The 24799-nt window shown below is 33.8% G+C and carries 30 protein-coding genes; 22 read left to right on the top strand and 8 right to left on the bottom strand.

The features are described from left to right. The 7 genes from ACJMML_RS05405 to ACJMML_RS05435 form a co-directional block, all read left to right on the top strand. Positions 1-231 (top strand): TCP-1/cpn60 chaperonin family protein (locus tag ACJMML_RS05405; RefSeq protein WP_405306342.1); only part of this gene is annotated, 231 nt, incomplete at its 5' end. 44 nt (positions 232-275) lie between these two features. Then, the gene (locus ACJMML_RS05410; RefSeq protein WP_405306343.1) at positions 276-1280 is read left to right on the top strand and encodes an adenosylcobinamide amidohydrolase; all 1005 of its coding nucleotides are present in this window, start codon (positions 276-278) and stop codon (positions 1278-1280) included. 196 nt (positions 1281-1476) lie between these two features. Further along, positions 1477-2325: a helix-turn-helix transcriptional regulator gene (locus ACJMML_RS05415; protein ID WP_405306344.1), complete on the top strand. Its 849-nt coding sequence runs from the start codon at positions 1477-1479 to the stop codon at positions 2323-2325. A gap of 178 nt (positions 2326-2503) precedes the next feature. Continuing rightward, positions 2504-3139 (top strand): helix-turn-helix transcriptional regulator, encoded by a 636-nt coding sequence (locus ACJMML_RS05420; RefSeq protein WP_405306345.1) that lies wholly within the window; start codon positions 2504-2506, stop codon positions 3137-3139. Between the two features lie 517 nt (positions 3140-3656). Further along, complete coding sequence (locus ACJMML_RS05425; RefSeq protein ID WP_303738710.1) at positions 3657-4733, top strand: NAD(P)-dependent alcohol dehydrogenase; 1077 nt, start codon at positions 3657-3659, stop codon at positions 4731-4733. Positions 4734-4793: 60 nt separating this feature from the next. Then, positions 4794-5477 (top strand): NADPH-dependent F420 reductase, encoded by a 684-nt coding sequence (gene npdG / locus ACJMML_RS05430; RefSeq protein ID WP_405306346.1) that lies wholly within the window; start codon positions 4794-4796, stop codon positions 5475-5477. A gap of 175 nt (positions 5478-5652) precedes the next feature. After that, complete coding sequence (locus ACJMML_RS05435; RefSeq protein ID WP_405306347.1) at positions 5653-5949, top strand: putative quinol monooxygenase; 297 nt, start codon at positions 5653-5655, stop codon at positions 5947-5949. Between the two features lie 39 nt (positions 5950-5988). Here the strand turns inward: ACJMML_RS05435 and ACJMML_RS05440 are convergent, their stop codons facing one another. Together ACJMML_RS05440 and xseA are read right to left on the bottom strand one after the other, a co-directional pair. Continuing rightward, complete coding sequence (locus ACJMML_RS05440; protein ID WP_405306348.1) at positions 5989-6207, bottom strand: exodeoxyribonuclease VII small subunit; 219 nt, start codon at positions 6205-6207, stop codon at positions 5989-5991. After that, entirely contained in the window at positions 6208-7461 is a 1254-nt protein-coding gene (gene xseA / locus ACJMML_RS05445) for an exodeoxyribonuclease VII large subunit (protein WP_405306349.1), read from the bottom strand. Between the two features lie 124 nt (positions 7462-7585). Between xseA and ACJMML_RS05450 the strand changes: the two genes are divergently transcribed. Both ACJMML_RS05450 and pyrE read left to right on the top strand, forming a co-directional pair. Next, complete coding sequence (locus ACJMML_RS05450; RefSeq protein WP_405306350.1) at positions 7586-7816, top strand: PRC-barrel domain-containing protein; 231 nt, start codon at positions 7586-7588, stop codon at positions 7814-7816. Beyond that, entirely contained in the window at positions 7816-8343 is a 528-nt protein-coding gene (pyrE, locus tag ACJMML_RS05455) for an orotate phosphoribosyltransferase (RefSeq protein WP_405306351.1), read from the top strand. Before ACJMML_RS05450 ends, pyrE begins: the two co-directional genes overlap by 1 nt. 22 nt (positions 8344-8365) lie before the next feature. Here pyrE and ACJMML_RS05460 read toward each other — a convergent pair whose 3' ends face one another. The 4 genes from ACJMML_RS05460 to ACJMML_RS05475 are packed head-to-tail and all read right to left on the bottom strand — an operon-like array spanning position 8366 to position 10827. Further along, on the bottom strand, positions 8366-8872 hold the full coding sequence (locus ACJMML_RS05460) for a molybdenum cofactor biosynthesis protein B (RefSeq protein WP_405306352.1): 507 nt from the start codon (positions 8870-8872) through the stop codon (positions 8366-8368). 23 nt (positions 8873-8895) lie between these two features. After that, the gene (locus ACJMML_RS05465; RefSeq protein WP_405306353.1) at positions 8896-9225 is read right to left on the bottom strand and encodes a winged helix-turn-helix domain-containing protein; all 330 of its coding nucleotides are present in this window, start codon (positions 9223-9225) and stop codon (positions 8896-8898) included. A 22-nt stretch (positions 9226-9247) separates the two neighbouring features. Then, complete coding sequence (locus ACJMML_RS05470; RefSeq protein WP_405306354.1) at positions 9248-10039, bottom strand: helix-turn-helix transcriptional regulator; 792 nt, start codon at positions 10037-10039, stop codon at positions 9248-9250. After that, positions 10036-10827: a helix-turn-helix transcriptional regulator gene (locus ACJMML_RS05475; RefSeq protein ID WP_405306355.1), complete on the bottom strand. Its 792-nt coding sequence runs from the start codon at positions 10825-10827 to the stop codon at positions 10036-10038. Before ACJMML_RS05475 ends, ACJMML_RS05470 begins: the two co-directional genes overlap by 4 nt. A gap of 317 nt (positions 10828-11144) precedes the next feature. Between ACJMML_RS05475 and ACJMML_RS05480 the strand changes: the two genes are divergently transcribed. From ACJMML_RS05480 to ACJMML_RS05495, 4 genes are read left to right on the top strand one after another with little or no spacing between them, the layout of a single operon-like run. Next, entirely contained in the window at positions 11145-11651 is a 507-nt protein-coding gene (locus ACJMML_RS05480) for a type II toxin-antitoxin system VapC family toxin (protein ID WP_405306356.1), read from the top strand. Further along, a complete protein-coding gene (locus ACJMML_RS05485; RefSeq protein ID WP_405306357.1) occupies positions 11648-12763 on the top strand; it encodes a DUF2117 domain-containing protein in 1116 nt (371 codons plus the stop codon). Before ACJMML_RS05480 ends, ACJMML_RS05485 begins: the two co-directional genes overlap by 4 nt. A gap of 17 nt (positions 12764-12780) precedes the next feature. Further along, positions 12781-13755 carry a methanogenesis marker 2 protein gene (locus ACJMML_RS05490; RefSeq protein WP_405306358.1) on the top strand — a complete coding sequence of 325 codons (975 nt, stop codon included), beginning with the start codon at positions 12781-12783 and terminating at the stop codon, positions 13753-13755. 9 nt (positions 13756-13764) lie between these two features. Then, entirely contained in the window at positions 13765-14556 is a 792-nt protein-coding gene (locus ACJMML_RS05495) for a DUF4013 domain-containing protein (protein WP_405306359.1), read from the top strand. On the opposite strand, the gene ACJMML_RS05500 is transcribed toward ACJMML_RS05495, so the two are convergent. Next, complete coding sequence (locus ACJMML_RS05500; RefSeq protein WP_405306360.1) at positions 14553-15299, bottom strand: thermonuclease family protein; 747 nt, start codon at positions 15297-15299, stop codon at positions 14553-14555. The two genes, ACJMML_RS05495 and ACJMML_RS05500, sit on opposite strands and share 4 nt — an antisense overlap. Positions 15300-15427: 128 nt before the next feature. On the opposite strand from ACJMML_RS05500, the gene ACJMML_RS05505 reads away from it, so the two are divergent. The 6 genes from ACJMML_RS05505 to ACJMML_RS05530 all read left to right on the top strand — a co-directional run bounded on the left by ACJMML_RS05505 (position 15428) and on the right by ACJMML_RS05530 (position 20641). Then, positions 15428-16975: a methanogenesis marker 3 protein gene (locus ACJMML_RS05505; protein ID WP_405306361.1), complete on the top strand. Its 1548-nt coding sequence runs from the start codon at positions 15428-15430 to the stop codon at positions 16973-16975. Continuing rightward, positions 16947-17417, top strand: coding sequence for a methanogenesis marker 6 protein (locus tag ACJMML_RS05510; RefSeq protein WP_330025879.1), 471 nt, complete (start codon positions 16947-16949; stop codon positions 17415-17417). The genes ACJMML_RS05505 and ACJMML_RS05510 overlap by 29 nt, the downstream gene beginning before the upstream one ends. 8 nt (positions 17418-17425) lie before the next feature. Next, the gene (locus tag ACJMML_RS05515; protein ID WP_296783306.1) at positions 17426-17884 is read left to right on the top strand and encodes a methanogenesis marker 5 protein; all 459 of its coding nucleotides are present in this window, start codon (positions 17426-17428) and stop codon (positions 17882-17884) included. 1 nt (position 17885) lies between these two features. Beyond that, positions 17886-19127 carry a methanogenesis marker 15 protein gene (locus ACJMML_RS05520; protein ID WP_405306362.1) on the top strand — a complete coding sequence of 414 codons (1242 nt, stop codon included), beginning with the start codon at positions 17886-17888 and terminating at the stop codon, positions 19125-19127. 19 nt (positions 19128-19146) lie between these two features. Further along, positions 19147-19707 carry a methanogenesis marker 17 protein gene (locus ACJMML_RS05525; protein ID WP_405306363.1) on the top strand — a complete coding sequence of 187 codons (561 nt, stop codon included), beginning with the start codon at positions 19147-19149 and terminating at the stop codon, positions 19705-19707. A gap of 67 nt (positions 19708-19774) precedes the next feature. Further along, complete coding sequence (locus tag ACJMML_RS05530) at positions 19775-20641, top strand: radical SAM protein (protein ID WP_296783296.1); 867 nt, start codon at positions 19775-19777, stop codon at positions 20639-20641. Between the two features lie 135 nt (positions 20642-20776). Here the strand turns inward: ACJMML_RS05530 and ACJMML_RS05535 are convergent, their stop codons facing one another. Beyond that, a complete protein-coding gene (locus tag ACJMML_RS05535) occupies positions 20777-21721 on the bottom strand; it encodes a CapA family protein (RefSeq protein ID WP_405306364.1) in 945 nt (314 codons plus the stop codon). Between the two features lie 433 nt (positions 21722-22154). On the opposite strand from ACJMML_RS05535, the gene ACJMML_RS05540 reads away from it, so the two are divergent. The 3 genes from ACJMML_RS05540 (at position 22155) to ACJMML_RS05550 (ending at position 24745) form a co-directional block, all read left to right on the top strand. Continuing rightward, positions 22155-23075 carry a manganese-dependent inorganic pyrophosphatase gene (locus tag ACJMML_RS05540; protein ID WP_405306365.1) on the top strand — a complete coding sequence of 307 codons (921 nt, stop codon included), beginning with the start codon at positions 22155-22157 and terminating at the stop codon, positions 23073-23075. 246 nt (positions 23076-23321) lie between these two features. Beyond that, positions 23322-24251, top strand: coding sequence for an S-methyl-5-thioribose-1-phosphate isomerase (gene mtnA, locus ACJMML_RS05545; RefSeq protein ID WP_405306366.1), 930 nt, complete (start codon positions 23322-23324; stop codon positions 24249-24251). A gap of 167 nt (positions 24252-24418) precedes the next feature. Continuing rightward, on the top strand, positions 24419-24745 hold the full coding sequence (locus ACJMML_RS05550) for a hypothetical protein (RefSeq protein ID WP_405306367.1): 327 nt from the start codon (positions 24419-24421) through the stop codon (positions 24743-24745). Positions 24746-24799 lie beyond the last annotated feature (54 nt).

Raw genomic sequence — 24799 nt, forward strand, 5'->3', positions numbered from 1 at the left:
GCACAAGAAGACTCATTCTACATGGGATTAGATGTATTCACTGGTGAAGTAGCAGACATGAAAGAAGCTGGAGTAATTGAACCTAAACGTGTCAAAAAACAAGCTATCCAATCTGCTTCCGAAGCAGCTGAAATGATTTTAAGAATCGATGACGTAATTGCATCCACAAGAGGCCCTGAAGACATGGGTATGGACCCATCCATGGCTGGCGGAATGCCTCCAATGATGTAAATTTAAAGAAATTTTATAATTTCTTTTCTTTTTTTTTTATTTTTATGAAAGACAGACTATTTTTCCGATCATCAGTTAATGATGAAATATATTACTTAAAAGATACTATTTTTGTTAAATTTAATGTTAAGCGTAATGGAATTTCCACTTCCAAGTTAAATGGGGGATTTTCAAACAACTTCAAAAGCGTTTTCAATCATCATTTATCCCAAGAAAATATTGATTATTTGGAAAACCATGATGTTAGTGAGTATCTGATTCAGCATTGCGAGTCATTAAATATTGATTCCACCTATTCAACAGGTTTAACCACTCTCGCCAGAATGAAAAACGTAAGCATTGCAACAAAATCGTTCAAAAATATTGAAGTTGTTGCATTGACCACTGCCGGTGTCAGGACAAATGCTGTAAGGGCAGGTGATCCTGCGGCATATTATGAGGAAAACGGCAGGTTTGGCACAATAAATACGATTATTTTAATTAATGCACATTTGGAATATGAAACATTGCTTGAAGCATTTATGACTGCAACCGAAGCGAAAACAGTTGCATTAAATGATTTGAAGATTCCATCACAATACTCTAACGGCTATGCGACTGGAACCGGAACCGACGGTTTGTGCATATTTTCCAATCTGGAATCTGACAATAATCTTACAAATGCCGGAAAGCACTCCAAATTAGGGGAGCTGATTGCGGGTGCTGTTTGCGAATCCATTAAAAAGGCAGTTAAAAAACAGGTTTGGATATCTGAAAAATCACAATCAAATGTGTTGGTTAGACTAAATCGCTATACCCTGGATATCAATGAGTTTTATGATAATATGGATTGCGATAAAGAGGAATTTGTCCGACTATTGCAGAAAGATATGAAAAAGCAGGATAATGTGGCAATTACAACTTCCATTTTAAACCTGATTGATGAATTTGAAAATGATTTAATTGAAAAAGAGGATGCCTTTAATCTTGCATGCTTTATAAAAGAAAATTGCGAAAGCTATCCGGTTAGAAGTTTATTGGAATATTGGATCAATTATTTTATTGATTAACTAATCTCAATTATTTTCAATTCGCTATTTCTCAGTTTATTAGACTATTTTTTATAAAATTTATGAACATGGTTACTATACAAAAAAATTATAGTAATATTATAATAAAATAATGGTGCTGAATTAAAAAGTATAAATATTGTATAAAATATAAATTAAATTGATATTCTGAGGAGGTATTATTGTGGTGAACACATTGGATAAAAACAATTTCTTAAATTTTCAAGATGACCTTAAATTTTTAATTAATTCTGAAATTCGTTTGAAAATTTTAGGATGTTTATATAACTCTTCGGCATCAATTAAAGAAATTGAGGAAAAAACAGGCTATAGTTATAGTTCTATACTGGATAATATTAATAAACTGGAACAAAGAAAATTTATTTTCAGTGTTGAAGACAAATTTTATTTATTCAATAAAACAAAACTTAAATTAACTAATGTACTTTATTTTAACAAAGCATGTACCTTTTTAAAAGAAAAATCAGATTTTTTAAATTATTCTCTCATAGATATCAATATTGATACAAATAAAGATTTATCTGCATTTGAGGGATCTAAACTAATCGAGTCCAATAATGTTGATCTATTTAAAGCTACTGAAATTTTTCAACGTTCATTGATGGGATTCAAATTTTTAAAAGGAATATTTCCTTATTTCCATCCAAAACATGACGATATTATAAGCTATTGGATTGATAATGATTGTACTGTTGAACTGATTCTTCCCGATGAGGTTTCTGAAGCTGTAAAAAATTTCATTAAAGATTATGTGCCTAAAAGTCCGAACATTAAAAATAAATTTGTCAAATTAACGCCAAATGATTGCAATATTCAATTTGCATTCACAGTTTCTGACAAATGTTTGGTCTTAGCGTTTTATACTAAAAATGGCGAGTTCAATCAGAATGCGGTTATCACTTCCACCAGTCAAGAGGCTATAGAATTTGGATTGAAACTTTTTGATGAATATGAAAAATTATGCGGCGATTATGTTTCATTAGAAGATATAATTTATCCAAACGGCAGGAGGGATAGTTATTAGCTCCAATTTTTTTGATGAAAACAGCAATTTGAATGATTTTAATTATTTAAAATTTATTCTTTCATCCGAAACAAGATTAAAATTATTGCTTAGTTTATATGAATCCAGTAAAACCATTAAAGAACTTGAATCAGAGTTCAATAGAAAATCAGGTAATATTTCCAGGGGGTTAAACGATTTGAAATCTTGTAAATTTATTACACGTTTGCCTGATAGGAAATATGCTGTTACATCCATAGGTTTTTTATTTGCTAAAAATTTACAAAATCTGTCATCTAATTTTGATAATATAGACAATCAAGAGAGATTTTGGGAAGATCATGCCATTAAATCAATACCTACTCGCTTTTTAAAAGACATTTCTTCCTTCAGCGGAGTTTCATCTGTTAAGTCCAGTATCACAGAATTCGCAAAGCCTATAAATGTGTATCTGGAAAATATAAAAAAATCTACAGATATCTGTATGATTTTGCCGGTATTTTCAAAAATTTTCATGGATTCAATATATGAAGCTTTAATTAATCATGAGGGGCATTTGGATTTGCTGACTACTAAAACAATCTATGATTTAATTGTCAAATCAGATTCTGAAAATTATTTCAAGGCATTGGTCCGTGATAAAAAGATTGATTATTATATTGTTGAAGACATTTCAAATATCTTTTTCACTGTATCTGACATCTTTGCATCAATATTTTTATTTTATGATGATTCTGTCTTCGATAATTCTGAAATGCTTTTAATTGATGAGGAATCAGGTATTGAAGATGCATATAGATTCTATAATTCATATAAAAAGTATATTTTGAAATAATTTTTTTAATTTCATTCTCTAATTTTTTTATAATTTATTTTTTTTTACAGTTCTGAATTTAATTCTTCATCAATATTAATTTTTATCATCAACATGAAATTTTTACATCACCTTGAAATTCTTAAATTTAATTTAAATTTTTTAATTTTGTCTTCAATTTTTATAGGCATTGTGAATTTTTAGCATTTTTTTTAAAATTTTTATTTTCAAATTAATTAAAATCATCTTAATAAAAAATTATCAAGAACCCTTAAAAATATTATTTAATCCATAATTATTTAGTAATACTGAAAATGTGCCACCGTTAAGTAGTAACTTTTATATATGGGACTTGTAAAATATTATAATAGAAAACATTTGTATTCTATTTAGTTATTTCTAAATTAACACGTTTTTAATCGGGTTATTTAAAGAAATAAGTGTTTAAATGGGTTATTTATAAACATTTTTTGTTTATTTTTCCTTGTTTTTTCACTTAAATTTTATATGAATGTTTTACTTAAAAGAGGTGAAAAAAATGGCAACTTTTAAAGGATTTGCAATGAAAAGACTCAATGAAATCGGATGGGTAGAAAAAGAAGTTCCTGAATGTGGACCATTAGACGCAATCATTAAACCAACTTGTGTATCTCCATGTACTTCAGATATTCACACTGTATGGGAAGGTGCTATCGGTGACAGAAGAGACATGATCTTAGGTCACGAAGCTGTTGGTGAAGTTGTTGAAGTAGGTAGCCACGTTACCAAATTCAAACCTGGTGACCGTGTAATTGTTCCTGCTATTACTCCTGACTGGGATGATGAAGCAGCACAAAGAGGATTCCCATCACAAACAACCGAACCTCTCGGTGGTTGGAAGTTCTCCAACTTCAAAGACGGTGTATTCGGTGAAAGATTCCATGTAAACATGGCAGACGCAAACCTAACATTCATCCCTGACGGATTATCCGACGAAGGCGCATGTATGTTAACCGACATGTGGTCTACCGGTATGATGGGTTCAGAAAACGCTGACATCCCATTAGGTGGATCTGTATTAGTTATCGGTATTGGTGCAGTAGGTCTTTCAGCTATTGCTGGTGCTAAATGTTTAGGTGCAGGAAGACTATTCGCAGCAGGTACTCGTCCAATCTCCGTTGAAGTTGCTAAAAAATACGGTGCAACAGACATCATCAACTACAGAGAAGGACCTATCGACGAACAAGTCAGAGAATTAACTGACGGTGCTGGTGTAGACTCAGTTGTTATTGCAGGTGGTAACTTAGAAAACACATGGGCTGAAGCAATCAAATCTGCAAAAGCAGGAGGAACCGTATCCAACGTAAACTACTTAAGTGGTGCTGACAACGTATTAATCCCTCGTGTAGAATGGGGTTGCGGTATGTCAAACATTAACATTAAAAACGGATTATGTCCTGGTGGAGCAGTAAGAATGGAAAGACTTGCTGACTTAGCATTATGCGGCAGACAAGACCCAGAATTATTAGTTACCCACAAATTCAAAGGTCTTGAAAAAATCGAAGATGCTTTACTCTTGATGAAAGACAAACCTAAAGACTTAATCAAACCTGTAGTAATGTTAGATCTCGACTAGATGCAGTTTATGTAATGATTTTAATCATTACATATATTTTCTTTTTTTTAAGGTGATATTATGAAAGTTGCAGTAATTGGTGGAACTGGTCCACAAGGTCTCGGAATTGCAAAAAGATTTGCAATTGAAGGTGTTGAAGTAATTGTTGGATCACGTAAAGAAGAAAAAGCTTTAACCATTGTTGAAGAAACAATTGAAGAGCTTAAAGATTATGATTTAAATATTGTAGGTATGGCTAATGAAGATGCGGCAAAAGCTGGAGATATCTTAATTCTCACAGTACCTCTTGCAGCTCAAAAACCTACACTTGAAGGAATTAAAGAATTTTGTGCTGATAAAATTGTTCTTGATGCTACTGTTCCTCTTGAAACAGCTATCGGAGGAAAACCTTTCCGTTTCATTGATTTAATGGAAGGATCTGCTGCTGAAAGAACTGCTAAAATCCTTGATGGAACCGGTGCAAAGGTAATTTGTGCATTCTGTAATATCAGTAACTCCCACTTATCCAATATTCCAAATGAAATAGACTGTGATTGTTTAATTGCAGGGGATGATAAGGAAGCTAAAGAAGTTGCAATTGAACTTATAGATAAACTTCCAGGCGTCCAAGCTATTGACTGCGGAATATTAGAAAAATCAAGAATTATCGAAAAAATCACTCCATTATTAATAGGATTGAATATTAAATACAGATCCCATTATGGAGGACTTAGAATTACTGGAATCCCACAGTTCGAGAAATAAGATTGAAAATTGAGTAATATTTTTAACTACTCTATTGTAAAATATAGTTGTCTAAAAATATAATAGGTATTACTAATATATTTAATTTCAACTTCAGTTAAATATTTAGGAGATTATGTTCATTTCATAATTTCTTAATATTTAATTGAGATTCCTTAATTATGAGGTGATTTTAATGATAATGGTTTTAGCTAAAGCAATTCCTAAAGATGAAGATGCATGTGCAAAAATTGTTGAATTTGCACAAGATTTAATTGAAAATACTAAAAAAGAAGAAGGAAACATAGATTATAATTTATATTCTAATACTGCAGATGGCACATTGTTATTTGTTGAACAATGGGAATCTAAAGAAATTTTAGGTACACATTTGCAAACTGATCATTTTATAAGATTTGGAGAAAATATTCAAGATTTAGTCTCTTCAGAACTCATCATTGATGTTTATGATGCTGAGGCTACTGATCTTTAAATTTTCTTTTTTTCTTTTTTTAAAAATTAAAGACAATATTCACTCTGTTGAATTGAATTCAACAACATCTCCATTGTCTTTAACTATTTTTGCAATTGATTCTTCCGCTTTTGATAATTTGTTTTCACAGATTTTAACTAATTGCATAGCATTGTTAAACTCATCGATTGCATCGTCCAACGGCACATCACCGTTTTCTAACTTGTTCACAATTTCTTCTAATTTTTCTAAACTTTCTTCAAAACTTAAATTTTCCATTTATATCACCCTTGTATTCACGGTTCCGTCATCAAATTCAACATCAAGCTTATCCCCAGACTTCACGTCTTTTGCTGAAGACACCACTTTTCCTTCTACCTTTGTTAATGTATAACCTCTTTTCAGTGTCAAAAGAGGGTTGAGAACAGCTAGTTTATCAACATTTCTCAGATATGGTTCTCTTTTCATTCTAATTATTTCATCAGGATTTTTCATAATATTCTTGTTTTCCAGTTCCTGCAATTTGTTTCTATTTTCTGCAATGATATTTTTAGATGAAAACTCTAATCTGGTAACAAGATTATCCAATGTCATGGATTTAATTTCGTAAATGGATTCCGGATTTTTAAAAATCTGCTTTTCAGAAACATGTTTTAATTTGGTCCTGTTTTGAATGATCTTATCGCCAATGTCTTTTTTCAATCTGTTTCTTAATTGTATAATTTTGAATTTAACATCATTGACATCCGGAACGGCCATCACTGCAGCACCTGTTGGTGTTGGAGCTCTTGCATCCGCCACAAAATCGGCTATGGTAAAGTCCACTTCGTGACCTACAGCACTTATGACGGGTATTTTGCAGTCATAAATTGTCCTTGCGACTGCCTCTTCGTTAAATGGCCATAAGTCCTCCAGACTTCCACCTCCGCGACCGACAATTAGTGTATCAATGTCAAATTGTTGGGCATATTTAATTTGACGTACGATTTGCGGGGCAGCCTGTTCTCCCTGGACAAGTGTGGAAAAGACCAGGACTTCACAGTATGGGAATCTTCTCTCTATTGTTGTTATGATGTCCCGTATTGCAGCTCCTGTCTGAGCAGTAACAACACCTATTTTTCCAGGGTATTCCGGAATTTCCTTTTTATGGGTATCGTCAAACAGACCTTCGGCTTTAAGCTTTTTTTTCAGCTGTTCAAAGGCAACATGCAGGTTCCCTATTCCATCTTCAGTCATTGTTGATGCATATAACTGGTATTTGCCGTCTCTTTCAAAAACTTCGATTTTACCTTTGATAATCACTTTCATACCATTTTCAGGCTGGAATTTGAGGCTGTGCTTTCTTCCTTTAAACATCACTGCCGGAATTTGTGATTTTTCGTCTTTTAATGTAAAATAGCTATGTCCGCTCGGATATGTTTTGAAATTGGATATTTCACCTTTAACATAAATAACCTTTAAATTCGCATCTCCTTTAAATTTTTTATTGAGATAGGAATTAATTTCCGATACGCTGAAAGTTTTTTCTTCCATATGTTCACCTTGAAATTAATTGTTATTATATTGTTGCTATTTAATACAATTTTGCTTTTTGGTTCCATTTTTTAGAAACAATTAATTAATATTAAAAACTATGTAATATTAAAAGGTGTTTTTAATGAGAATAAGAGATGAATTATTTGGAAAAGAAGTTCTCGATGCAGACATTCAGATTGTCGGTAAAGTTTCAGATGTTATCTTAGATAAGGATACATATGAAATTACAGATTTGGTTCTTAAAAAAACCGGGTTTTCTGAACAAATCAAAGCTAGTGAAAATCTAGTTCCAATGGAACTTGTTAAAGTAATTGGTGATAAAATTTTACTAAAAGGCGAAGATGATTTATAATGATTACAAAAGAGCATTTAATTGAATTATTAAAGGAAAATGAAGTATTTCTTGAAGGTGATTTTACATTATCATCCGGAAAGAAGAGTAATTACTACATCAATATGAAAAAGGCAATTACCGAGCCTGAAATATTGTCCACCATTTCAAAACTAATCACAGAAAAAATTTCAGGGCAAAACATTGATAAGGTCGCAGGACCTGCTTTAGGTGCAGTTCCAATTGCCACTGCAGTATCTTTAGATTCTAAACTGCCTTTACTGATGATTCGTAAAGAAAAGAAAGGTTACGGAACATCCAAATTAATTGAAGGTGAGCTGAACCAAGATGATAATGTGATTGTAGTTGAAGATGTTTCCACCACTGGAGGTTCACTTTTAAAAGCAATCAAAGCCATTCAGGATAATGGCGGAAATGTGGTTAGAGCATTTGTGGTGGTCGATAGGCAAGAAGGAGCTATTGAAGAGTTCGAAAAAGCAGGCATAACTTTAGAGCCTTTAATAACTGTAAATGAATTTTTTGATTAAAAAATGATGAAAATTAATTTCATCATTTGTTTACATGATGAACAAAATGTGGAAGTTCATCTATAATTAAACTTAATGCTGTTTTAACTGCATTAGGGGATCCGGGCATGGAAAATATTAGTGTCTTTTTATAGATTCCGGCTGTAGCTCTTGAAAGAAGGGCTCCAGAACCGATTTCTTCAAAAGATTTAGCTCTAAAAAGTTCTCCAAACCCGTCTATTTTTTTTTCGAAAAGTGATTCTACTGTTTCAACAGTTATGTCACGGGTATCCAAACCTGTGCCTCCTGTTGTCAAGATCACATCAACACCCTCGAAAATTTGCTTATCAATTGTTTTAATTAATTCTTCCTTTTCATCGGGAATTAAACTTTTAGTTTTTAAGGTATATCGGGATTCGATTTCTTCAGAGATAATCTTACCGGATAAATCTAATTTTTCAGATTTTCTACTATCACTAAGAGTTATTATTCCACAGGAAATGTCATTAGATGATTCGCTTTTGTGCTGTTCAGTAGTTTCACTTTTCATATAAATTCTCCCTAGGTTGTAATTTATTTGTTTAATACATATTCTTTTAATAATTTATATTCATCATGGACCTTATTAAATTTTTCAGTAGGATAATAGAAGACACTTTTTTCAAATTTCTCTCCTTTAATGTAATCGTGGTTGCACATAATCTTTATGTGATAGTTTATAGTATTGTAATCAAGTTCTAACTGCCTTGCTAGTTGATTTTTGTTATATGGTTTTTGCAGTATCAAATCTAATATCAAAATGCTTGTTTTGCCACCTTTTCTTCCAACTAAAAAGTTCAAAAGTTCTTTATCATTTATCTCAACAAAACCCCAGCCAATCAATGTTTCCTGTGAGCTTGTCATTAATCCTCCTCCATTATTTTTTTTAAATGCTTTTTTCGAGAGTTTTTGCCCATTTGACTGCATTTTTGTCTTTTGCAATCAATAGTTGCGAATCATCATAATGACCGTCCTTAAAGAATAGGGTTAGTGACATAAATTCTTCGCTGTATGTTAAAAAGACTTTCAATTCTCTTTCAACACATTTGATTTTCACTTTATTGCTGCTGATCAGTTCTTTTTTAAGCAGTTCATTTTCTTCTATTGAATTTAAAATTTCTTCACTAACCACAAGTTCCAATTTTTTCAATTTTTTGTCGTTTAATAGTTTTATTAAATGTTTAAAATGGTTTTCTGAATAAATTGGGAGTATTATTTTTAATTTCTTAGCTTTTGAAATAACTTTGATGTATGTGTTAAATGCCTTTGACAAGTCGCTAGTAGTTGATGCGACATATTCGGCATTTTTTAATAGATAAATATCTTTCAACACATCGTCAGGGATGCCGTCCAAATCATGGCCATTCCAGAACGATTTGTTTTTGTTTAGGGCGTACCAATTCTCTATAAGCTTGACCATGTTTGTTGTCAATAAAAAACCGTTTGACGTGAGTTCATAATATTTTTGAACCTTACGGATTAGATTAATTGTTTCTAATTCTTTTAATCCATGTAATATTGTTGCAGATGGTTTTTTCAATTCATTCCTTAGTTCATTCAAATTTTTAGGCCCGTCATAAATTGCTAAAAGCAATTTTGATCTCATGCCTGATGTTAATATGTATTTGATGCCGCTGAATTCCTTGCTCAATTCATTTTTTGTTTCTACAGTACTCATGCTTTCACCTGCTTTTTCACATGGTTAAATAATTCTTGAGCCCAATTATGGGATTTCTTGTCGCTGGAGACTAAAACCCTGTTTTGATCAAAGCTTCCATCATTTTTAAATAGTCCTAAACTCATATTTTCATCACATATTGTTAAATATAAATTCAAATCATTTTTGAAACTGTAGACATTTAGCTTTTTATGCCGGATGGCTTTTCTTCTCACATCTGCACTGACGCGAAACATAAGCTCCTTAAATATGCTTTCAGGCACAATCAATTCCACAGTTCCATTATTTTTTAAAACACCCTCAATCAATTTGGGGTATTCTGGATGCAGATATGGAAATATCGCTTTTACATTCTTTGAATCCATGATTTGATTTTTAATAGTGTTGTGGGTCTTGTAGATGTCGATGGGTGTTGTTTCGATCAGTTCTGAATTTTTCAAATCAGTGATTCTTTTTATTGATGTGATGCTTAGCTGATTCAAATTATGTTTGTTCCAGAATGCATCGTAGTTATTCACCAATTCAACGCTGTTTTTAAAGTCCATCAGAGTTTTGAAATAGACTTGTGTCATGGGGTTGATATAGTATTTGTTTTCAACCTTTGATATGTAGTTATTGCTTTCTAATTTACTCATGTTACTTGAAACTGAACTGTAGGCTATATTGGTCTTTTTAACAATGCCACGAACATTATTTGGTTTTTTATCCAATTCACCTAGAATTTTTAGCCTTATTTCGGATTTTGCAAGAAACTTGATATCATTGTCAATGTTGTCTGTGATATTCATATTTTGATCCTCCAAGAGTCATTTTTTAGAAATTTTTTTCTAAAAATTTCTCGTTGATGTTAGTTTACTCGTTGGAATTTAAATAACTTTTTCAAAATATGTTCCAGATTTCTTCAAATTTTATTCAAAAGATTTTCCAATCTTTTTAATACTTTATTCTAAATCTATTCAGTTTTCATTCGGAGGTTATTCCGATTTTATTCAAAACTTATTCCAAAGTTATTCCTGATATATTCAAAACTTATTCGGTATGGATTGTAAATTGTGCATTTTTTGATAGTTAAGTTTTATTAATTTATAAATCTAAATATAATCTCATGGAAATTACTTATGTATTGGATGCATCGGCTTTTATTAATGGTTTTAAAATTATTTCTGATAATAATTTCACGGTTCCAGAGATTACTTCCGAAATTAAAGATTTCAAATCTAAATTAACATTTGACATGGCACTTGAGGAAGGCAAGTTATGTATACAAGATGTGCCTTACAGATATATATCCAGTGTCAATGATATTATATCTGTTTCAGGTGATATTTTAAGGTTATCCGTTCCTGACAAAAAATTAATATCACTTGCATACATGCTGCGTGAGGAAGGCCATAACGTTAAGGTAATCAGTGATGATTATACAATTCAAAATACTTTGAAAATCATGGATATTCCATATTCCGGTGTCATAACCGAAGGAATCAAGGGAGTATACAATTGGAAAAAAATCTGTGAAGGATGTAAAAAAGAATATAATGAGGATTATCCATTTGACGATTGTGAAATATGTGGGTCTCGGATTTTTAAAAAAAGAATTAAGGTGAACAAATGAGAATTGGTGTTGTGGTTCATGGTCCGAATATAATTGATTCAGGATATGCCTTAAGATTGATTGAATTGCTCAGGACATATGGTGATGTTTCTGCAAGGCTTGGCGGAACAATGGGGCGTACTGCAGTAATTGATGCAAATCTGGAAAATGTCATTGATATTTCACGCAAATTGGTGCCTAGCGATTCTTTAAAGCTGTTTTATGATGAACAGGTTGATGTGATATTTTTATTAAATTATGGAAAATCTGATGTGACAGGTCAGGTTTTTGGATATAAGGTTTATAATCATTTTATCGGGAAAATTTATGACAATGATGTTCCTGTAATTCAAATTGAGCGTCCCGGAGAAACAGACGGCAGCATAATCCCATGGAATAATGATTTGGAAATTGCTCATGAGTTGTCTCAAAAATTGGATTTGGATATAGTGACTCCTCAGGAAGTTTATGACAATCACATTAAGCATGATGACGTTGGTGTTGACCAGAGAATCGTCCATGGCGTCAGTCCCGGCGAGAATATTATGGTCAATAGCGTAGTCATTGGAAAGACCAACTCCGATAAGCTGACATTGATAGCAAAGGATAATCACATTGTCGATATTGTCGGAGGAGAGCTTAAAGCCCATGGATTGGAAAAGCTTGGAGAAGTTGACCTTGAAAGCGCAATCATTAAGACCGGCCTTTTAAGACATGCAAAAGTCACCCCTAGAGTTATTTCTAAGGAAAAGCCAAACGATTTTGTTGTGTCTTTTCTTGATCATGCTGGTGAGGATGTCTATAAGTTTAGAAATTCCAGCTTGGTCATAACCGTTGGGGATGACACTACTTTGATATCTTCGGATATTTTGTACAGATTTGATATACCTGTAATAGGAATAACCGATGGGGATTTGGACAAGGTTGTGGAAGATGGATTTAAGGTTAAAAATTCGATAATCTTTGAAGTTGAAAGCGGTTTTGATGACATCATCGGTAAAGATATTAAAAAGGAAATCTTTGGCGGCAAACAGGTATCATATGAATTTGCCGGTATTGATGATGTAAAAGTAAAAATTGAAGAAATTATAAAAAATATTAACTGCAAATATAAAATTAATTATATTGATTAAAACTGGGATGTGTAAATTTGGATTTTAAAAATCTTGTTCGGGAAATTCAAGAATTTAAAGGAGTCACCCGTAAAAGTTCAATAGATAATGTCATCTCCCTTTTGAAAGAATCTTACAACGTTTCAGGCAATGTTGTAATAGATATTGGTGACGACGCTTCAGCTATTGACATTGGAAACGGTCAGGTAATGCTTATCGCTGCAGATGGAATATGGGGGGACATCATGAATGTGAACCCTTACTGGGCAGGATACTGTTCCGTACTTGTAAATGTAAATGATATTGCAGCTATGGGAGGAAAACCCTTGGCAATGGTCAACATAATGTCAATAAGCAATGATGATATTTATGAAGATTTATTAAAGGGAATAAAGGACGGATGCTTGAAATTTGGCGTTCCGATGGTTGGAGGACACCTGCATCCTGATGGAGAAGTTGATTCCCTTGGAGTTGCGATTGTAGGGATTGCAAATAAAGATAAACTCATAACAAGTTTCGGGGCTGAAGTTGGGGATAAGGTAATTGTTGCAATTGACCTTGACGGCAAGCCTCATGAAATGTTCAGCCTAAATTGGGACACCACATATGATAAGGACGCGCAGCTTGTTCAGGATCAAATCACTGCAGTTCAATACTTGGCTGAAAATGATTATATTAAATCCGGAAAGGACATTTCAAATCCTGGAATTTTGGGAACATTGGAAATGTTGCTTGAAACTTCCAAAAAAGGTGCTGTAGTCAATTTGGAGGATATTCCAAGAAATGAAAATGTGGAATGGGTGGATTGGCTCAGGTCATATCCTGGTTCAGGCTTTGTATTTACCGCTTCAGAAGAATACTGTGAATACATCAAGGATTATCTGTCAAGATTTTCAATTGAAGCGGAAGTGGTAGGTGAAGTAACAGACTCCAACAGCCTTTATCTGAATTATCAGGACCAACAGGCGGAAGTGTTCAATCAGGATAAGAATCCGGTTTTCATATTTAGATGAGGTGATACGATGGATGTAGGGCAGATAATTTCAAATTCTTTTAAATATCCTTTTAGAAATATCGCTAAATTGCCTCTTCTGTTTCTTCTATTCATTTTAATGGCTATTGTGCCAATAGGCATGGCTCTCGATAACGATTATGTAGTGATTTTAGGAGTAATATCATTCTTCCTGTTCATTCTAATTGTACCGGGGTATCTGTTATCCATTGTTAAAACAGGTTCAAAAGGATCTTCCATACTCCCTTCCTTTAATCTTGTGAACAACATCTATGATTCGATTAGAGTATTGTCCCTAAGAGTTGTTTACATGATTGTTCCTGCTGTCATGTTTTACATTGCTTTTACTACATTGGGTCCAGCAAGCATTGATTCACTTCGTCACCTGTATATTCATACTTTTTTAGCGACTCTCGGATTGATGCTACTGATTATTTTTATCACATATGTCCTATTCGAATTTTTATTGTTTTTTGCAAAAGCCAGAATGGCTTACTTCAATAGTTTAACTGAAGCTTTAAAAATCAATAAGGTAATTGGCGACATTAGAAACATAGGAATATTCAATATAATCAAATGGGCGATAGTCATGCTGGTATTGATGAGCATAATTTCATTTGTCACATCATTTGTAATGTCAATTCCATATGTTGGATTTTTAATATATATTGGTATTGTTATCCCATTAATCGAAAGTATCGCTAATTATTCCCTTGGATTGATATATTCAAATATTGCTGAAAATTATGATGATTTGGATAGGTTGGAAGGGGAAATCAAAAGATTAAAATATGAAAATTAGGGATTGCACTGTTTGCAGGGCACATATCCCTGATTGATTGCATCGTCTCTGCTTGAAAAGAATACTTTGTTGCCTTCAGACATTTTGCTCACGCTAGTGCAGTCTGCTTCATGGAATTTTCCAGAATTTGCATTTCCAACATAGTTTGCTGAATCAGATGAGCTTGTAGATTCGCTGCTTGTGGGATGGGAACCTGATGAAGAGGAGCTGTGTGTGTCCGCCACATGTGTATTGCCGTTTGCCCAGTCATATGGATAAAATTCACTTGGGGGCATGTACATGATTTCGGCAAGGCCTTCCTTCAGAAGCATTTCATTCACGTTCTTTCCGCCAACAATAACAACGCCCAATGTTCGGCCATAGCGGTCTGAATGTTTTGAATCATCAATGTCGATGCCAACTTTTTTATTAAGACATAATTTTTGGACAAAGTTTTTCGATGTGATGTAGCCTTCAACGCCTCTTTCAGGAGTGTTTACCCCTACAAAACGCACTTTTTCACCATTGTCCAAATAGATTGTGTCTCCATCAACCACATGTGTGCAAACGGCACTTTCCTCAACCTTGCAGCTTGTATCCTCGTATTTATTCAATATGTCTGATGCAGACAAATCATGGTACTTGGAACTGGGCACATTGTGTGAAAAGCCGGTTCCGGTGTATGCGCTGGCAATTGATACTGCACCTGCGATAATAATCATGATAATCAGTAAAGAAAATATATGTCCTTTTTTAATTTCCATAAATTTCCCTCCATTAATATTAATTGTTATAACTTTGTGTTAATATAATTTTCCAAATTCAAATAAATAATTATTTTATAGTAAAACATCAAATATATATAATATTAAAAATTCTTATTGGAGATTGTATGTTAATTAAAATTAATGGAGAAGAAGTGGAAGTGGCAGATGGTTCAACAATTCAAGATGTAATTGCTGAAACAAATGCTCCTTATACTCCAGGAAGTATTATTTGCTTAATAAAAGGTAAAAAAGAACTGGAAAAGAATATTAGCAAGTATAAAATTAAAACAAACAAGGGTTCAATAATAATTCAGTTAGACGAATCAGAGGAGGCAAAGCCTCTTATTGATGTTTGGAAAAATCAATATGAGGAGTTTGTTGATTTGGATATTCGATGGTCCACTCCAACAGAAGTTGCTGTCGGTCCTATTGTCACTGATTTGGAACCCACTTCCGATGAACATAAATATTTCGAGGGAGATGTTGTTTTAAGTTTATCTAGTTTTAGTAATGAGTCAACTCATTTGATAATGCTTAAGGAAAACACTACAAATGTCTATAGTGTGCCTCCATATAATAAAGGTATTTTTGCCCGAATTATTGGTGGTAAAAAAACATTGGACAATTTGACAGACGATGATAAGGTGACAGGCATTGAACCAATCATTGAAAGAAGCACAACAACCGATAGTGCTTCAGTATCCGATTTAAGCACAGTTTTACAAGAAGGTAATGAATTATACACTTATATCTCATTTGAAATCGATGAAGACTCTCCGGTTTGTGTGGAACATTTATTTTCAATCATTAAAGATGGCAGAATCAAAGTTTCATATGATAGCGAATCATTCATTGGTTTTTATGACTTGGCAGGAATAATCAAACCTAAAGAAGATACTACCTTGAGAAATAGGGGAACAATAACCGTTAGAAATAATGGTGTAGGTGTAGGAAAATTATTTATTTATCGTCAAAACAGAGTTTTAACTCCAAATCATACAACTGTTGGCCATATTGTAAATGGTATGGAAATTATTGACATTGCAAAGGAAAATGATTTCATTACAGTTCAATCTGAACAACAAAGATTAATGCTATTAAATAAAACTCAAAAAGAAGCTACAGAAATGCTGTCTGCTGTTGGTGTTGAACACATGATAGACGGTTTGGTCGATGATGATGCAATAATTGTCGAACAGACTCCAAAACATACAATTGATATCTTGAAAGAAGGCCAGGTAATAACTAAAGCGGTTAGCAAAGAGGATATATGTACTATTAAATTTGCAGATAATGCTCCAAGATCTGTAAAGTACTTCAAATTCCTGTCCGGACTTTTGGAAAACCCTGTTGGTAAAATCAAAGTTCACTTTGCAGTGCCTGGAATGCACATTGTTATCTTTGAAGGGGATAAGAAATTGGCTAAGGGGTTAATTCCTGAGAATAATCCTGTGGATAAGGTAATTAGAGGTCAAATCGGTATTACAAACATGGCTTCAAAAAGTGCCGGTTTAATCGGTATCAGATTTGAGGACAATTTAGAATTTGGTCCGACTGCAGAAAGCTTTGAGGCAACTAATATAATTGGAGATATCACATCTGATTATGATCATCTTGAAAAATTAAAAGAGGGAGTGGAAGTTTATGTCACAGAATCTAACCATGAGTCCTGAATTAGGTACAGAAGATTGGGATCCTGATGTAATTACTCGTATGATTTTTATTGGGCCAGGAGCTCATGTAAGCGAACAGGAAATTGTCACTGAGTTTCACATGCTTGGATTGCCGCTTACAATAAAGAATACTTGTTATGGATCTATGATTAGTGGAAAAAGTGCAGATGTTTATAAGGCTATTGAGGAAATTAGAAAGCTTGACCCAAACCACATTTTCACAAAAGAAAGAGGATTTGCTCCAGGTGATCCTAGACGTTGTAGAGGTCACAGATTCGGTCCTAGAGAAGGTTTCCATCAAATGGAAAAAGAGTACAGAATACTGGGTTTTGTCGCAAATGCGCTAGAAGAGCGCAAAGATGTGGAGATTGAAGAGAAAAAACCAGTTAGCGTTGATGAATTTAAAAAAATCATGAATGAATGTTTAGATAAAGAAGAGTAGGTGAAAATATGGTAAAAATCGCTGTTTATCCTCCAAACTCATTAATATTAGCAGATTTGCTTGAAAGAAAAGGTCACACTCCTTTAGTTTTACAAAAACAAATTAGACAAAAAATAAAAGACCCGGAGATTGATTCTCCTCCGATGAATATTACAGAAGACGACCCAATTCAAGGACTTAAATACGCAGCAATTGAGGTTCCTTCCGGTGTTCGTGGAAGGATGGCAATTATCGGACCGCTTATAGATGAAGCTGAAGCGGCAATTGTTGTTGATGGAGCTCCATATGGATTTGGTTGTATTGGTTGTGCAAGAACCAATGAACTGTCAATATTTTTACTTAGGAATAAGGGAATTCCTGTTTTAGAATTAAATTATCCTACAAATCAAGATGAAACCTATGTGATGGTAAATCAAATCAATGATTTTGTGGATTCACTTGAAGAAACTGATAAGGAGGAAGAATAATATGGTTAAAATTGCATTAGTTTCATGTGGAACAGAATACAGTGGAATTCAAAAGGAAATTGAAAAGGCAGCAAATAAGTTTGGTGCTGAAATTGTTCTTCCTGAAATTGATTTGGATTATATTGATGAATCTTATGAAAAATTCGGTTTTTCAGCTCAAAGTTCAAGTTTAAAATTGATGATTGCAAGGGCAATGGCTATTGTTGAAGGCAGGTCAAGGCCTGACGCAGTATTTATTGCAACCTGTTTCAGATGTGCCGAAGCGGCATTAGTGAGAAATGAAGTTAGAAGATTTATTCAAAACAATACTCGCATTCCAGTAGTAACATACTCATTTACTGAAAGGACTAAGGCGGATGAATTGTTTATTCGTATGGAAGCATTGGCCACTACAGTAACCCGTAGAAGCATTCTTGCTCGTGAAAAACAAGAAGGACTTACTCTTGGATTGGATTCAGGTTCAACCACTACTAAAGCAGTGCTTATGGAAAACAATCAGGTTATTGGAACCGGTTGGACTGCCACAAAGGACATTATTGAATCTGCAAAAACTGCCGCTGCGGAAGCTTTCGGTCAAACTGATTATGACTGGGATGACTTGGACGGTATCGGAACCACAGGTTATGGTAGATTCACAATGGGTCAGGAATTTAAAGCTGAACTCGTTCAGGAAGAATTGTCCGTCAATGCAAAAGGTGCTGTATACCTGGCGGACTGTCAAAAAGGAGAAGCTACCGTTTTAGATATCGGTGGTATGGACAACAAGGTAATTACCGTTAACAACGGTATTCCTGATAACTTTACCATGGGAGGTATCTGTGCTGGTGCATCCGGTAGATTTTTAGACATGACTTCCCGTAGGTTGGATGTTGACATTACCGAACTTGGTCCATTGGCTGTTCAGGGTGATTGGAGAAAAGCTATGCTGAACTCTTACTGTATTGTATTCGGTATTCAAGACCTTGTTACTACACTTGCTGCAGGAGGTTCCAAAGCGGATGTTGCAGCAGCTGCATGTCACTCCGTTTCTGAACAAGTATATGAACAGCAACTTCAGGAAATTGATATTCGTGAACCATTGATCCAAGTGGGAGGAACAAGTTTGATTTCAGGTCTTGTTGAAGCGGTAAGTGAAACTTTAGGTGGAATTGAAGTCATTGTTCCTGAATACTCTCAACATATCGGTGCTGTAGGAGCAGCTCTTTTAGTATCTGGAATGGGACACAGACAAGATAACAAATAATATTTAAAGGGTGGATTTGATGTTAGTTGAATGCTATGATGAGCGTGGAGCTGAAGTTTATGAAATCATCATTAAACAGATCTTTCAGGATTTGGTGTTAGGTGCTTCTGTTGATGATTTAAAGGCTTATGTTAATCCTGATGACCCTGTGTTTGTCCTGGCCATTAAAATGAGAAAGACTTCAAATGTTATTAGATTTGAAGATGTTGCTAATTTGACTTATGATAAGGCCAACGATAAGACCATGATTTTGGTGGATAATGAAAATTATCTCCCTAACATTTTGAAAATTTTATGGATGCAATTTTCAAGGGATGAAATTTATCAACCAAACAGATATCAGCTTGAAATTGAAGGAGATTATACTAACTTAAGTTCTGTTGTTGTTGATGATCCTCATTCTAATTTACAAAGACGTATTTATGACGCAGTTTTCAGAATTTTGCCTGAAGGCTTTAAGAACATTAAAGATTTGTCTTCTGAGGATATTGTTGCAGTTGTAGCTACTGATGAGTTAATTAAGGATGATTGGATTGAAAAATGTCATGAGTTTATGGATGAATTAAACAAGGGCATGTAGGAAGCTTTATATATTTGTTCGTATCAATACTAATTAACAGATGTTATATTGAAGGAGTAGTGGTATTATGAATGAACATAACGGTTCAAGATTTGCACATATAACAAGAGCACATCCATGTTTTAATGAAAAGATGCATGATAAAGTCGGAAGGGCACATGTACCTGTAGCACCAAAATGTAATATCTTTTGTAACTTCTGTACAAGAGACATTAACAATGAGGAGGACAGACCTGGTGTTGCAGGATGTATAATGAAACCTGATGACGCAATTACTCATATTAATGATGTTACTGCAGATGGTCCTATTGCAGTTGTTGGTGTTGCAGGACCTGGAGATTCACTTGCAAATGAGGAAACATTTGAATTCTTTGAAAAATTGGCGAAAGAACAGCCTGATTTAATTAAATGTATGAGTACAAATGGACTTTTGCTTCCAAAATATGCAGACAAACTGGCAGAGCTTGGAGTGAACTCAGTAACTGTCACAATCAATGCGGTTGACCCTGAAATTGCAGAAAAGATTTACTCATTCATCAAATATGAAGGTAAAGTCTACAAAGGTCGTGAAGCTGTTGAAATTCTAATCAAAAATCAGTTGGAAGGTGTTGAAAAGGCAGCTGCCAATGGTTTGGTTGTTAAGGTAAACTCAGTTTTAATTCCAACAGTCAATGATGAGCACATTGTTGAAATTGCCCGTGAAGTTGAAAAACGTGGAGCAGCTTTGATGAATGTTTTACCATTGATTCCGCTTGGAAAAATGAAAGACCTTGAAAGACCTGACTGTATGATGATGGAATCTGTCAGGGAACAAGTTGAAGAGATCATACCAGTATTCAGGGCATGTACCCAGTGTAGGGCAGACGCTTATGGGATACCTGGTAAAAAAAGTGAAGACCATCATTTAGGAATGACTCCACAAAGTCATTACTAAACTACTTTTTTTTTATTGATATTTCTGAAAATATCTTCTTTAAGCATTAATTTAAAAGAATTAGTTTTTTTTAGGGTTTTGGATAATGCCTAAAACCGATTTTTCGTTTTAAGCTATAAAAAAAATAATGAAAAATTAAGAATTTTTCAAATCAAATCTTAATTTTCCAACTCCATCATCAGTCACGTTTATTTCTGAAGGCAATGGTGTAAGGCCGTTTATAAATGTCTTTCCAGATTCGGCATCCATTCTCTGTGGAAGGAAATTTGAATTGTAAACCGGATAGATTGTACATTCTCCTGTGTTGTTTACCAAATCGATTTCTACAAAGTATGTAGAGTCCATATCTCCACCGGACATATCGAAAATGAAGTTACCTAGACTGTAAAAGATTGGTTTTCCATTGTACATCTCAACTCCTTGAGGAACATGAGGATGGGAACCTATTACGACATCCACACCATCATCAATCAGTTCATGAGATATCCTGATCTGGTCATCATTTGGGGATGTCATATATTCGTTTCCATAATGAAGCATTGCCACAATCAAATCGGAATCATTGTTTGCGCTGATTTGCTTTTGTGCATCTGCACGGTCATAAGCTGAATAACCGAAATGGGATCCGTTAGCATAAGGTATGGTATCGTAGTCATATTCTGAAAAGTCATTGGCATCCATATAATTCAGTATGGTTATCTTGCGGCCGTTGATGTTTTTAACAACAGGCTGGTGTGCAGCATCCTCATTGTCTCCGGCACCCACTGAAGAAATGCCTGATTCATTTAGATATTTCAATGTATCGTGCATGCCGTCAATTCCATAATCCAAAGCATGGTTATTTGCAAGGGCTGCAACGGTATTGTTGTTTGCCTTTAAAAGTGGAACATAACTTGGGTCACATTTGAATGGGAAATCTCCTTTAACTGCATTCTCCGTTGTCGTAGCTGCATTTTCAAAATTCACCAAGAGCAAATCAACGTTTGATACTACATCCATCACCCCTTCAAATGGGGAGGTGTCATGACTTATCACTCCAGGCATGTTTCTTGCAAACATTACATCGCCTGTAGCTGCCATGGAAAAATCGCCCTTTGGTCCTAGTATTGTTGTTTGATCGTCGTAGGAATGCTCTATGGATATTAGCACGAACAAAAACGCGCACAATATAACTAGGACTATCAATAAAAAATGGTTAAGTTTCATATATTTCCTCCTTTTACTCTTCGCAACGTATTTTGTCAAAATGACTCTGCTTAAAATTTAGTTAAAATTCAATTGAATATATTTTTGTTGTTCTAATATTTATAAAAATTTCTTTGAATCCAAAATAATGTTAAAATTTTCTCTAAAAGAATATTTATAAAAATTAAGGCTATTGCATTAAAGTGCAATTCATCTCTGCCTTAAGGAATCTGGTGAATTCTTGCACAATAAAGTTAAATATAGATGAAAAAGATAAATTAATAACTGATATTAACATTAATTTTATCGAATTATAAGGAGAAATAATATGGTAGAAACTTTTGTTTTTGGACATAAAAGTCCTGATAGCGACTCAATAACCTCAAGTTTGGTAATGACAAACTTGGAAAAGGAATTAGGTAACAATGAAGCTAAAGCTTACAGATTAGGTAATATTAATAAGGAAACTGAATTCATTTTAAACTATTTGGGTATTGAAGCACCGGAACTTTTGGAAAGTGTTGAAGATGGTGCTGATGTAATTCTGGTTGACCACAACTCCCCTGCGGAATCAGTTGATAACTTGGAAAATGCAAACATTTTAAAAGTTGTGGATCATCATAAACTTGCTTTGGAAACTTCTTATCCGTTATTCTTAAGATTTGAACCTGTCGGTTGTACTGAAACTATTTTGTGCAAATTATATGAAGAGAATGATGTGGAAATCACAAAAGAAATCGCCACATTGATGTTGTCTGCAATCATTTCAGATACTTTGCTTTTAAAATCACCTACCACAACTGAAGATGATAAGATTGCAGTAGAAAAGCTTGCAGAGATTGCTGAAATTAATGCTGAAGAATATGGTTTGGAAATGCTTAAGGCAGGTACTGATTTAAGCAGTTTCACCATTGATGAGATTTTATCTATGGATGCAAAACAAATTGACTTCAAAGATGTCAAATCAATTGTAAATCAAGTCAATACTGCGGATATTAATGATGTCATGGCAATGAAAGAGGACTTGGAAGCAGGTATGAATAAAATAATTGATGAAGAGGATTTGGATTTGTTCATGCTTTTAATCACTGATATCGTAAACAGCAATTCACAGGTCATTGCATTGGGTAAAGATGCCGACTTAGTTGAAAAGGCATACGGTGTAAAACTTGAAGAAAACACTGTATTACTTGAAGGTGTTGTATCACGTAAAAAACAAGTAGTGCCTATCATGACAGAAAATGCCTAATTAATTTTAGGTTACCTAAACATCATGTTATTTTAAAGTTTTTTCTAAAAATTTATAAATGATAATTGAAAAACTATTATGTAGATGTATTTTAATACATCTCTAATCAATCCATTTTGGATATTAAATTAGACGGGAAGCATAATTATAAATACTCTATGCATTTTTGCATAATGAAAATTAGAAACTAACATTAATTATGCTTTCATATTTTTAAAACTTTTTTTTAAATTATTGGGTGTTAAAATGAAAACACTTGAATGGGAAGATAATAAATTAAAACTTATTGATCAAAGAAAACTTCCTGATGAGTTGACCTATGTATATTGTGATAATTATCAGGATGTTATAACTGCAATTAAAAATATGACTGTACGTGGTGCTCCAGCTATTGGAGTCAGCGCCGCTTTTGGAATGGCATTGGCTGATATTGAAGGTGTTGATTTAGCTAAAGCTGCAGATGAGATAAGGGCCGCAAGGCCAACAGCAGTAAATTTATTCTGGGCAGTTGATAGGGTCTTGAATAGTGATGATGCACTTGCTGAAGCACAAACAATGTATGAGGAGGATATGGCGACAAATAGGGCCATTGGAAGATATGGTGCTGAGGTTATTGATGATGAAGATACCGTTTTGACTCACTGCAATGCAGGTGCTTTAGCATGTGTTGATTATGGGACTGCATTGGGTGTATTTAGAGCAGCCCGTGATGCCGGCAAAAACATCAATGTGATTTGCGATGAAACCCGTCCAAGAGGGCAAGGCGCAAGTTTAAGTGTCTGGGAAATGCAGCAGGAAAACATTCCGGTCAAGCTAATCCCTGATGTTGCTTCAGGATATTTGATGTCACAGGGAATGATTGACAAGGTTGTAATCGGAGCTGATAGAATTGCAAAGGGTGGTGTTGTAAATAAGGTTGGCTCTTTTATGGTGGCACTTGCTGCAAAACACCATGGCATTCCATTTTATGTAGCTGCACCTTACTCCACTTTTGACAATGAAATCAACATTTATGACACTGTCATTGAAGAAAGGGATGGTGATGAAGTCAGATTCTATGGTGGGGCAAGGATTTGTCCTGAAGGTACTGAAGTTATCAATCCGGCATTTGATATAACTCCAAAAGAGTTGATTACAGGTATTATTACTGAAAAAGGAATTATTGACCCGATTTAGATAATATTTCTTTAATAATTTTTTACTATAAAGTATTTAAACAATTAAATTTAAAATATTAAATAACATCATGAAAATTTCTACACAATGCCAATCAATTTGATTAGAAGTTACAAGTTCTGTAATACTTAGAGATTTGAAATTGTTAAATTGTATTGAGGGATTATATGGAGATTAAAAGTAAAAAATCAGCAGAATATCCGCCTTTGATTAAGGATTTAGTAAAAGAATTATTAAAAGATGATTTCGTACATTTTAAAATATTATGTGCTAATGAAGTCCATCATTTTAACAAATCTGAAGATACCATCATTGAGTTTGCGGAAACTTATGTAAAAGAAACCAGGGATAATGGAGACATGTTATATATCGCTTATCCGGATATTTTCAGAGTTAAACTATATAGGGATATAAATCAGTATATGGAAGATGAAAAGAAATACAATGCTTTTAATGATGAAGACTTATGGACTGGTAACAGAATCCAGTTCTAATCTTTTTCTTTTTTTTAACAAAATTTAATACGCAAATTTTTATCAGAATTAATT

It is taken from the genome of Methanobrevibacter sp. (assembly GCF_045130115.1).
GTDB lineage: Archaea > Methanobacteriota > Methanobacteria > Methanobacteriales > Methanobacteriaceae > Methanocatella.

What these genes read in the sequence shown, in the direction of transcription:
- ACJMML_RS05410 (WP_405306343.1), top strand. Translation starts at nt 276, where the DNA reads ATGAAAGACAGACTATTTTTCCGATCATCAGTTAATGATGAAATATAT.
- ACJMML_RS05425 (WP_303738710.1), top strand. Translation starts at nt 3,657, where the DNA reads ATGGCAACTTTTAAAGGATTTGCAATGAAAAGACTCAATGAAATCGGA.
- npdG (WP_405306346.1), top strand. Translation starts at nt 4,794, where the DNA reads ATGAAAGTTGCAGTAATTGGTGGAACTGGTCCACAAGGTCTCGGAATT.
- ACJMML_RS05435 (WP_405306347.1), top strand. Translation starts at nt 5,653, where the DNA reads ATGATAATGGTTTTAGCTAAAGCAATTCCTAAAGATGAAGATGCATGT.
- ACJMML_RS05440 (WP_405306348.1), bottom strand. Translation starts at nt 6,207, where the DNA reads ATGGAAAATTTAAGTTTTGAAGAAAGTTTAGAAAAATTAGAAGAAATT.
- xseA (WP_405306349.1), bottom strand. Translation starts at nt 7,461, where the DNA reads ATGGAAGAAAAAACTTTCAGCGTATCGGAAATTAATTCCTATCTCAAT.
- ACJMML_RS05450 (WP_405306350.1), top strand. Translation starts at nt 7,586, where the DNA reads ATGAGAATAAGAGATGAATTATTTGGAAAAGAAGTTCTCGATGCAGAC.
- pyrE (WP_405306351.1), top strand. Translation starts at nt 7,816, where the DNA reads ATGATTACAAAAGAGCATTTAATTGAATTATTAAAGGAAAATGAAGTA.
- ACJMML_RS05460 (WP_405306352.1), bottom strand. Translation starts at nt 8,872, where the DNA reads ATGAAAAGTGAAACTACTGAACAGCACAAAAGCGAATCATCTAATGAC.
- ACJMML_RS05465 (WP_405306353.1), bottom strand. Translation starts at nt 9,225, where the DNA reads ATGACAAGCTCACAGGAAACATTGATTGGCTGGGGTTTTGTTGAGATA.
- ACJMML_RS05470 (WP_405306354.1), bottom strand. Translation starts at nt 10,039, where the DNA reads ATGAGTACTGTAGAAACAAAAAATGAATTGAGCAAGGAATTCAGCGGC.
- ACJMML_RS05475 (WP_405306355.1), bottom strand. Translation starts at nt 10,827, where the DNA reads ATGAATATCACAGACAACATTGACAATGATATCAAGTTTCTTGCAAAA.
- ACJMML_RS05480 (WP_405306356.1), top strand. Translation starts at nt 11,145, where the DNA reads ATGGAAATTACTTATGTATTGGATGCATCGGCTTTTATTAATGGTTTT.
- ACJMML_RS05485 (WP_405306357.1), top strand. Translation starts at nt 11,648, where the DNA reads ATGAGAATTGGTGTTGTGGTTCATGGTCCGAATATAATTGATTCAGGA.
- ACJMML_RS05495 (WP_405306359.1), top strand. Translation starts at nt 13,765, where the DNA reads ATGGATGTAGGGCAGATAATTTCAAATTCTTTTAAATATCCTTTTAGA.
- ACJMML_RS05500 (WP_405306360.1), bottom strand. Translation starts at nt 15,299, where the DNA reads ATGGAAATTAAAAAAGGACATATATTTTCTTTACTGATTATCATGATT.
- ACJMML_RS05505 (WP_405306361.1), top strand. Translation starts at nt 15,428, where the DNA reads ATGTTAATTAAAATTAATGGAGAAGAAGTGGAAGTGGCAGATGGTTCA.
- ACJMML_RS05510 (WP_330025879.1), top strand. Translation starts at nt 16,947, where the DNA reads ATGTCACAGAATCTAACCATGAGTCCTGAATTAGGTACAGAAGATTGG.
- ACJMML_RS05515 (WP_296783306.1), top strand. Translation starts at nt 17,426, where the DNA reads ATGGTAAAAATCGCTGTTTATCCTCCAAACTCATTAATATTAGCAGAT.
- ACJMML_RS05520 (WP_405306362.1), top strand. Translation starts at nt 17,886, where the DNA reads ATGGTTAAAATTGCATTAGTTTCATGTGGAACAGAATACAGTGGAATT.
- ACJMML_RS05525 (WP_405306363.1), top strand. Translation starts at nt 19,147, where the DNA reads ATGTTAGTTGAATGCTATGATGAGCGTGGAGCTGAAGTTTATGAAATC.
- ACJMML_RS05530 (WP_296783296.1), top strand. Translation starts at nt 19,775, where the DNA reads ATGAATGAACATAACGGTTCAAGATTTGCACATATAACAAGAGCACAT.
- ACJMML_RS05535 (WP_405306364.1), bottom strand. Translation starts at nt 21,721, where the DNA reads ATGGCAGCTACAGGCGATGTAATGTTTGCAAGAAACATGCCTGGAGTG.
- ACJMML_RS05540 (WP_405306365.1), top strand. Translation starts at nt 22,155, where the DNA reads ATGGTAGAAACTTTTGTTTTTGGACATAAAAGTCCTGATAGCGACTCA.
- mtnA (WP_405306366.1), top strand. Translation starts at nt 23,322, where the DNA reads ATGAAAACACTTGAATGGGAAGATAATAAATTAAAACTTATTGATCAA.
- ACJMML_RS05550 (WP_405306367.1), top strand. Translation starts at nt 24,419, where the DNA reads ATGGAGATTAAAAGTAAAAAATCAGCAGAATATCCGCCTTTGATTAAG.